The organism is Sandarakinorhabdus sp. (assembly GCF_040398645.1).
In the GTDB taxonomy this organism is placed as follows: Bacteria; Pseudomonadota; Alphaproteobacteria; order Sphingomonadales; family Sphingomonadaceae; genus Sandarakinorhabdus.
In genome coordinates this window covers 1-7,584 of record NZ_JBBATR010000074.1, presented here as the reverse complement: position 1 = coordinate 7,584, position 7,584 = coordinate 1, and the positions used below count along the sequence as shown (strand labels likewise).

General features: G+C 66.5%; 10 protein-coding genes. 8 read left to right on the top strand and 2 right to left on the bottom strand.

The annotated features are described in order from the left end of the window. Positions 1-1,236 (top strand): TCR/Tet family MFS transporter (locus ABWP50_RS12305; RefSeq protein WP_353218281.1); only part of this gene is annotated, 1,236 nt, incomplete at its 5' end. 2 nt (positions 1,237-1,238) lie between these two features. Here ABWP50_RS12305 and ABWP50_RS12300 read toward each other — a convergent pair. Further along, positions 1,239-2,375 (bottom strand): pyridoxal phosphate-dependent aminotransferase, encoded by a 1,137-nt coding sequence (locus ABWP50_RS12300; RefSeq protein WP_353218280.1) that lies wholly within the window; start codon positions 2,373-2,375, stop codon positions 1,239-1,241. Positions 2,376-2,440: 65 nt separating this feature from the next. Here ABWP50_RS12300 and modA point away from each other — a divergent pair, with 65 nt between their 5' ends. The 3 genes from modA to ABWP50_RS12285 are packed head-to-tail and all read left to right on the top strand — an operon-like array spanning position 2,441 to position 4,522. Then, positions 2,441-3,175, top strand: a complete 735-nt coding sequence (gene modA / locus ABWP50_RS12295; protein WP_353218279.1) for a molybdate ABC transporter substrate-binding protein — start codon at positions 2,441-2,443, stop codon at positions 3,173-3,175. Then, a complete protein-coding gene (gene modB / locus ABWP50_RS12290; RefSeq protein WP_353218278.1) occupies positions 3,172-3,837 on the top strand; it encodes a molybdate ABC transporter permease subunit in 666 nt (221 codons plus the stop codon). The genes modA and modB overlap by 4 nt, the downstream gene beginning before the upstream one ends. Next, positions 3,830-4,522 carry an ATP-binding cassette domain-containing protein gene (locus tag ABWP50_RS12285; protein ID WP_353218277.1) on the top strand — a complete coding sequence of 231 codons (693 nt, stop codon included), beginning with the start codon at positions 3,830-3,832 and terminating at the stop codon, positions 4,520-4,522. The genes modB and ABWP50_RS12285 overlap by 8 nt, the downstream gene beginning before the upstream one ends. Here ABWP50_RS12285 and ABWP50_RS12280 read toward each other — a convergent pair. Further along, positions 4,519-4,962, bottom strand: coding sequence for a YqaA family protein (locus ABWP50_RS12280; RefSeq protein ID WP_353218276.1), 444 nt, complete (start codon positions 4,960-4,962; stop codon positions 4,519-4,521). The genes ABWP50_RS12285 and ABWP50_RS12280 overlap by 4 nt on opposite strands. 210 nt (positions 4,963-5,172) lie before the next feature. Here ABWP50_RS12280 and ABWP50_RS12275 point away from each other — a divergent pair, with 210 nt between their 5' ends. From ABWP50_RS12275 to brnA, 4 genes are all read left to right on the top strand, one after another. After that, positions 5,173-6,681: a lipopolysaccharide biosynthesis protein gene (locus ABWP50_RS12275; RefSeq protein ID WP_353218275.1), complete on the top strand. Its 1,509-nt coding sequence runs from the start codon at positions 5,173-5,175 to the stop codon at positions 6,679-6,681. Positions 6,682-6,793: 112 nt separating this feature from the next. Continuing rightward, on the top strand, positions 6,794-7,018 hold the full coding sequence (locus tag ABWP50_RS12270) for an antitoxin MazE family protein (RefSeq protein WP_353218274.1): 225 nt from the start codon (positions 6,794-6,796) through the stop codon (positions 7,016-7,018). Between the two features lie 9 nt (positions 7,019-7,027). Then, positions 7,028-7,384: a type II toxin-antitoxin system PemK/MazF family toxin gene (locus tag ABWP50_RS12265; RefSeq protein ID WP_353218273.1), complete on the top strand. Its 357-nt coding sequence runs from the start codon at positions 7,028-7,030 to the stop codon at positions 7,382-7,384. 54 nt (positions 7,385-7,438) lie between these two features. After that, a partial coding sequence (gene brnA / locus ABWP50_RS13625) for a type II toxin-antitoxin system BrnA family antitoxin (RefSeq protein WP_502951061.1) occupies positions 7,439-7,584 on the top strand: 146 nt, incomplete at its 3' end.

Here is a 7,584-nt window from a genome sequence, read left to right as displayed (position 1 = left end):
CTTCGAAAATCTGCCGGCATGAACCGCGCGCTGGCATTCATCTTCGTCACGGTGCTGATCGATGCCATTGGCTTTGGCATCGTGATTCCGGTGTTTCCCGAACTGATCATGAAATTGACCGGGCGCGGCCTGGGCAGCGCCGCGCAGGTATCGGGCTGGATCGCGTTTTTATATGCCAGCGTGCAATTCGTGATGGGGCCGGTGATCGGCGGCCTGTCGGATCGTTTTGGCCGCCGCCCGGTGCTGTTGGCCAGCCTGGCCGCCTTCAGCCTCGATTATCTGGTCATGGCCTTTGCCCCCACGCTGGCGTGGCTGGTGTTGGCACGGGTGATTGCCGGCATCACCGGCGCCACCTTTCCCACTGCCTATGCCTATATCGCCGATGTGTCAGCTCCGGAAAAGCGCGCGGCGAATTTCGGGGTGATCGGCATGGCGTTCGGCTTTGGCTTCATCATCGGGCCGGCGCTGGGCGGGCTGGTGGCAAAATATGGCTCCGAAGTGCCATTCCTGTTGTCGGCCGCGCTGGCGATGGGCAATTTTGTCTATGGCTATTTCGTGTTGCCCGAATCGTTGCCACCGGAACGCCGGCGCGCTTTTGACTGGCGGCGGGCCAACCCAGTTGGCGCGCTGATCTGGTTGAAATCGGCGCATCCCACGGTGTTGACGCTGGCTGCAACCGTGCTGGTGTGGACGATTTCCTACCAGTCGCTGTACACGATCTGGTCCTATCACGGCCAGCTCCGCTATGGCTGGACGCCCGAACAGGTCGGCTGGAGCCTGGCGGCTGTGGGCGTTTCGGGCGCGTTGATGCAAGGGGTGTTCAGCCGGCGGCTCATCCCGCGCTTTGGCCAGCGCCGGATCATCATGTTCGGGCTGGTGTCGGCGGTGGCTGGCTATTCCACCTATGCTGCGGCCGATGTGGGCTGGATGATTTATCTGGGCATTGCCGTGTCCTGCTTTCAGGGGCTGGTGTTTCCGTGCCTGCAAGGCCTGATGTCGGCGGAGATCGGTCCATCGGAGCAGGGCGAGCTGCAAGGCGCCGTCGCGTCGATCCAGAGCCTGTCGGCGATCATCGGCCCCCCATTGATGACCAATACGTTCGGCTGGTTTTCTGGCGGCGGCGCGCCGGTCTATGCGCCGGGCGCGCCGTTCCTGTTGTCTTTGGTGTTTGTCGGGTTGACGGCGATCCTGTTTTTCCGGGCACCAGTGCGCCATCCGGCAGTGGCAGCTGGGTAAGCCTAGCGCCGCGCCTGAAACCACGGCGTCATGCGGGCGATTGCTTCGATTATCAGCGGCGTTGAGACGGCAAAGCTGAAACGCAGGAACCTGTGGCCACCCACCGGATCGAAATCGAAACCCGGCGCGCAGGCGACGCCGGTATCGCGCAGCAATTGTTCGGCCAGCGCCGCTGAATCCTCGGCCAGGTGGGCAACATCGGCCCAGATGTAAAAAGCGCCATCGGGCGGCGCAATTCTGTTGAGGCCCATCGCCGGCAGCGCATCCAGCATCAACTGCCGATTGGCTGCATAGCGGGCGATATGGCCCTCCAGTTCATCCACGCAGTCCATGGCCACCAGCCCGGCGTGTTGCGACAGGGTGGGCGCAGTGAGGAACAGATTGCCCATGCGCGCCCGCGCGGCATCAAGCAGATCTTCGGGCGCGACCAACCAGCCCAATCGCCAGCCAACCATCGAGAAATATTTGGAGAAGCTGTTGACCACCAGTGCACCCGGCGCGAATTCCAGCGCGCTTGCGACTGGGCCGACAAAGGACAGGCCGTGGTAAATCTCATCCGATACGATGCGGATGCCGCGCGCTGCGCACACGGCGGCGATGGCCGCCAGTTCATCCGCGGCAATGATGGTTCCGGTGGGGTTGGCCGGGCTGGCGATGATCAGGCCGGCCGGCGCCGGATCGAGCGCGGCGATATGGGCGGCGGTGATCTGAAAGCGGCTATCGGCGCCGCACGCGATCTCCAGCGGCTGCATGCCCAGCGCGCGCACCGTGTTGCGATACGCAACATAGCCCGGCCGCGCCATGGCCACGACATCGCCGGCGCGAAACGCCGCATTGAGCGCCAGCACCAGCGCCGGCGATGCGCCGCAGGTCAGGATGATGCGCTCCGGCCGCACCGCTACGCCGTGGCGTGTCGCATAAAGCTGCGCAATGCGGGCCTTGAGTGGTTCGGATTCCCAATAGCTGCCGGGATCGGTGGCCAGCACATGCTGCGCCCGCGCGATGGCAGCGGCCGGCGCGCCGGTGGATGGCTGGCCGAATTCCATGTGAATGATGCTGCGCCCTTCGCCCTCCAGCTGGCGGGCCAGGCGTGACAAGGCGATGGCGTGAAAGGGTTCGACGGGATCAGGGCGGCGCATGCGCGCTGTCTTAGCCGGTTTGGGCACGCGTTGCACAGGGTGCCCAGCGCTGGCATGACGGCGCGATGATATTGCGCTTGCTGCTTTTGATGATGCTGGTCTGGCCGCTGGCGGTGCGGGGCACCACTGTGGCGGCCGCGGCCGATCTGCGCACCGTGCTGCCGGCGCTGGCGCAGGCGCATGAAGCCGCCACCGGCCAGCGCATCACCATGGTGTTCGGATCATCCGGGACGCTGGCGCAGCAGGCGATGGGTGGCGCGCCGTTTGATCTGCTGCTGATGGCCGATGCCGCCACCGCGCAGCGCGTGGTGCAGGCTCTACCGGGGGCGACGGCGCGGCCCTATGCGCTGGGGCGGCTGGCGCTCGTGGTGAGGCCCGGCACCGGCATTCGTGATCTCGCCGGGTTGCAGGCGGCGCTGCGCAGTGGCCGGGTTCGCCATCTGGCCATCGCCAATCCCGCCCACGCGCCCTATGGCCGCGCCGCGCAGGCCGTGCTCGCCAGTCTGGGTGCCACTGCCGCTGCCGCGCCGCGTCTGGTGCTGGCGGACAATGTGGCGCAGGCGCTGGCCTATGTGACCAGCGGCGCTGCGCAGGCCGGGCTGGTGGCGCTGCCGCTGGCCCAGGCCGGCAGGACGCGCGGCCTGATCGTGCTGCCGGTGCCGCCGGCCAGCCACCCGCCATTGCTGCAAACCCTGGTGCTGATGCCCGGCGCCGATGCGGGAGCGCGCGGTTTTGCAGACCGTATCACGTCGCCGGCAGGCCGCGCCGTGCTGGCAGCGGCGGGCTTTGGCTTGCCATGATCGCAGCAGACTGGACGGCGCTGCGGCTGTCGCTGCTGCTGGCGGGCGCGGCGGCGGCGCTGCTGCTGCCAATCGCGGTGCTGCTGGGCCGCTGGCTGGCGATCACCAATTGGCGCGGCAAGCCGGTGGTGGAGGCGGCTTTGCTGCTGCCGCTGCTGCTGCCGCCAACCGTGGTGGGGCTGGCGCTGCTGGTGGGCATGGGGCCGGGCACGCTGGTGGGCCGGGCATGGGCGGCGCTGGGCGGCGGGCAGCTGGTGTTCAGCTTTGCCGGCATTCTTGTAGCATCGGTGCTCGTCAATCTGCCGCTGGCCGTGCAGCCGGCGGTGCAGGGGTTTCGCAGCGTGGGCGATGATCTGCGCAGCGCGGCGGCCAGCTGCGGCCTTTCACCGTTGCGGGCATTTTGGCGGGTGGAGCTGCCGCTGGCCTGGCCGGGGCTGGCCACCGGCGCCGTGCTGGCCTTTGCCCACACACTGGGCGAATTTGGCGTCGTGCTGATGGTGGGCGGCGGCATTCCGGGCGAAACCGCCACGCTCAGCCTGGCCATCTATGACCGGGTGCAGGCCTTTGACTTGGAAGGCGCGGTGCGGCTGGCGCTGCTGCTGGCCAGCGTGAGCCTGATCGCCGTCACCCTGCTGTTCTTGCTGGGCCGCAAGCGTGATTGACGGGCTGTCTGTCACGCTTAGCCAGGCCGGGCCGCTGGCAGTGGACGCAGCGTTTGTTGTGCCGCCGGGGCAAACTCTGGCGCTGGTCGGGCCGTCCGGCGCTGGCAAAACCAGCCTGCTGAAGGCCATTGCCGGCTTGGTCCCCGCCACGGGCCGCGTGCAGATCGGCGGCGCGCTGTGGCTGGACGAACGCGGCGCGGTGCCGGCGTGGCAGCGGCGGGCCGGGCTGGTGATGCAGGGCGGCGGGCTGTTTCCGCATCTGGATGCGCTTGGCAATGTGATGATCGCGCAAGCGCAGCGGGATGCGGCGGCGGCGCAGGCGCTGCTGGCGGCGGTGCAGATCGGCGGCGCGGCGCTGCGGCGGCAGCCGGCGGAATTGTCGGGCGGCGAACAGATGCGGGTGGCGCTGGCCCGCGCCCTGGCCCGCGATCCGGCGGTGCTGCTGCTGGATGAACCGTTCGCCGCCGTTGATCGGCCGGTGCGGCGCGCGCTGGCGGCGCTGGTGGCGCAGGTGCGTGCCGCCAGCGCGGTGCCGATGATCATCGTGACACATGATCTGGAAGACGCCGCCCGCATTGCCGACACTTGCGCCTTCATCGTGGCCGGCACCATCGTGGAGCAAGGGCCGGCCGCCGCGGTGCTCGGTGATCCGGCCAGCCAGTTGAATCAGTGGGCCGGCAGCTAGGCCAGCGCCGCCGCCAACAGCCAATAGCGTGCGCCCTTGCCCACGCTGACCAGCAGCGCAAACCACCAGAAGGGCGTGCGCGCCGCCCCGGCAATCACCGTGAAGCCATCGCCGATGATCGGCACCCAGCTCAATAGCAATATCCACGTGCCATGCCGGTTGAACAGCGCCGTGCTGCGCTGCCAGCCGGCATCCGACAGCGGAAACCAGCGCCGGCCGCGAAGCTGCGCGGCGGAGCGCCCAAGCCCGTAATTGACAAAAGCGCCCAGCACATTGCCGATCGTGGCGACCGCGACCAGCAGCCAGACCGGCTGGCCGCCAGCCCGCACCAGCGCAGCCAGCACAAGCTCCGATTGCGCCGGCAGCACCGATCCGGCCAGCACCGCACTTGCAAACAGCGCGGCCAGCGGCGCAAGATCAGAAACGGCGGCGGCCAACATGGCGGCCTGCCAACAGCATCCACCGTCAGCCCGTCAAGACATGCCTCTAAAATGGCTGCTATTATGGCGCATGCCCATGGTTGCGACCGGTCAGACGCTGGGCTACGGACGGCGCACCGATGAGACACAAGAGCATGATATCCGCTCATCGGCGAACACGTCGGACTGGTTGCAAAAAGCCTGTCGGCACGCATTGCAACTGGGGCAGCCATGACCGAACCCGCCAATGAACCAACCGGTGCCGGGGCCAAAAAGGCGCCGGATGACCTGGGCCGTCACGCCATCCCCGGCGTGATTACCACGGTGTTGTCACGCGGCGGGCGGGCCATCATCGGCGTGGGCACATTGGCGGTGCTGTCGCGCTATCTGACGCCCGGCGAATTCGGCGTGTTTGCGCTTGTTTTGTTTTTTGTCAGCTTTGCGCAATATGTTGGGGAGGCTGGCATCCGCGCCGCGCTGATCATGCGCCAGAACACCACCCAACTGGAAGAAGACAGCGCGTTCTGGTTTTCTGTTGCCATCGGCATCGCCATGACCGCCCTGACCATCCTTTGCGCCGAACCGATTGCCCGCCTGTTCAACGAGCCTGATTTGCCAGGCCCACTGCGGACGGCCGCATGGCTGTTCCTGGTTTATAGCGTGCGCAGCGTGGCCTATGTTCATCTTGAACGGCAATTCAAATTCCATTTGCTATCATTTGCCGAAATCGTCGGTGCGCTGTGTGGGGGCGCAATTGCCATTGTGCTGGCGCTGCAGGGCGCCGGCGCCATGGCATTGGTGGCGCAATTTCTGCTGCTTGGCTTTGTAAACACGGCCCTGATCGTGTGGGCATCGGATTATCGCCCGCGGCTGCAATATAGTTTTTCGGCGGTTCGGCCGCTGCTTGGCATTGGCGCTTCGGTCACCACTGCAGCCATGGTGGATTTTCTGGCTTCCACGATCGAACGGCCGATCGTGGGTGTGAAGCTGTCGGGGGCAGAGCTCGGCACCCTGTCGGTCGCCCAGCAAGCCGCCAGCATTCCGCTGCGCCTGATCGCCACCAATATTGCCCGCGTCAGCTTCCCGATCCTCGCCAGCATCCAGGATGACATGAAGCGGCTGGCCGCCGCCCATATCAGCGCCCTGCACGCCGGGATGGTGATCATGGGCGCCGTGTGCTTTGGCCTGGCCGCGGTTGCGCATCCGATGGTGCGCGTGCTGCTGGGGCCGCAATGGGCGCAGGCGGGCGATGTGTTCGCGGTCATCGCCATCACCGCCGGGCTTGGCACCCTCATTGAGCTGAACCAGGCCGTGTTCAGCGCCAAGAAGAAGGTGAATTTCCTGCTGTATTGGAGCCTCTATTCGCTGCTGGCCAATGCCCTGATCGCATGGATTGTGGCCCCGTTTGGCCTGATGCCGGTGGTGCTGGGCCGCCTGGGCTTTGTGCTGGTATCAACGCCAATCTCCTGCTTCTTCGCTGCAAAGCTGCTGGAATGCCGCACCATCGATATCCTGGGCGGCGTTGTCCGCCCGCTGCTGGCATCGATGCTGATGGGCGCCGCGGTGTACGGCGTGGACCAGATGTGGCTGGCCGATCTGGCCTCGCCGGTGCTCCGCCTCGCCGCGCTGATCCCGGTGGGCGTGCTGGTCTTTGCCATCGCCATCTGGATCGTGGACGGCGCCAAAGTCCGCGATCTGCTGGCCCGCCTGCGCAACATGCGCAAAAAGCGAGCCGCCTGATCCTGCGCCGGGATGGCGCATCCAACCGCCGGCGCACCGCCCGCTGGCAAGTCACTGGCATCCTGTCGCTCAGCATGATAGGTTACATGTAACGACAGTGGAGCCCCCTGCCATGGATGCCGCAGCAAGCCCGAAGTCATCGCGCATCAAGGTGCAGGCGTTTCGCGCGCGGTTGCGGGAACAGGGCCTGCGGCCGATCCAGATCTGGGTGCCCGATGTGCGCGCGCCCGGCTTCCGCGCGGCGGCGCATCAGCAGTCGCAAGCCGTCGCCGCCAGTGCGCACGCGCACGACGATCAGGCCTTCATCGATGCGGTTTCGGATGGGGCCGACGATTAAGGTCGGTCCGTGAAGCGCGGCGAAATCTGGACGGTCGCGGGCGGCAACGATTATGCCGGCAAGCCGCGCCCCGTCGTCATTCTTCAGGATGACAGCTTCGATGGCACAGCCTCCCTCACCATCTGCGCCTTCACCACCGATCCCACCGACGCGCCGCTGTTCCGCCTGGCCATCACGCCAACCACCCGCAACGGCCTGCGCGCGCCATCCCGTTTGATGGTGGACAAGATCACCACCGTGCCCAAATCAAAGCTCGGTGCGCAGATTGGCCGGCTGGACGATGCGGATATGGTGCGGCTGGGGCAGGCGGTGTTGGTGTTTCTGGGGCTGGCTGGGTCGCCGCGGCCTGGCCGCACGGCGGGGTGATGGCAGTGCGGATCATCTCGGTCCGCCGCGCTGGCAGGCAAGAGGTGGAGCTTCATGAAGGCAACTGAACTCGACAAGCGCTTCGACGCTGGCGAAGACGTGAGCGATCAGATCGACTGGTCGCGCAGCAAACGGCCCAACACCGAATTGAAGCGGGTGAACGTCGATTTCCCCGCCTGGGTGGTCAAAGGCCTCGATCA

Coding starts and splice junctions, on each gene's coding strand:
- ABWP50_RS12270 (WP_353218274.1), top strand. CDS start 6,794: ATGGATGCCGCAGCAAGCCCGAAGTCATCGCGCATCAAGGTGCAGGCG.
- modB (WP_353218278.1), top strand. CDS start 3,172: ATGATCGCAGCAGACTGGACGGCGCTGCGGCTGTCGCTGCTGCTGGCG.
- modA (WP_353218279.1), top strand. CDS start 2,441: ATGATATTGCGCTTGCTGCTTTTGATGATGCTGGTCTGGCCGCTGGCG.
- ABWP50_RS12300 (WP_353218280.1), bottom strand. CDS start 2,375: ATGCGCCGCCCTGATCCCGTCGAACCCTTTCACGCCATCGCCTTGTCA.
- ABWP50_RS12280 (WP_353218276.1), bottom strand. CDS start 4,962: ATGTTGGCCGCCGCCGTTTCTGATCTTGCGCCGCTGGCCGCGCTGTTT.
- ABWP50_RS12275 (WP_353218275.1), top strand. CDS start 5,173: ATGACCGAACCCGCCAATGAACCAACCGGTGCCGGGGCCAAAAAGGCG.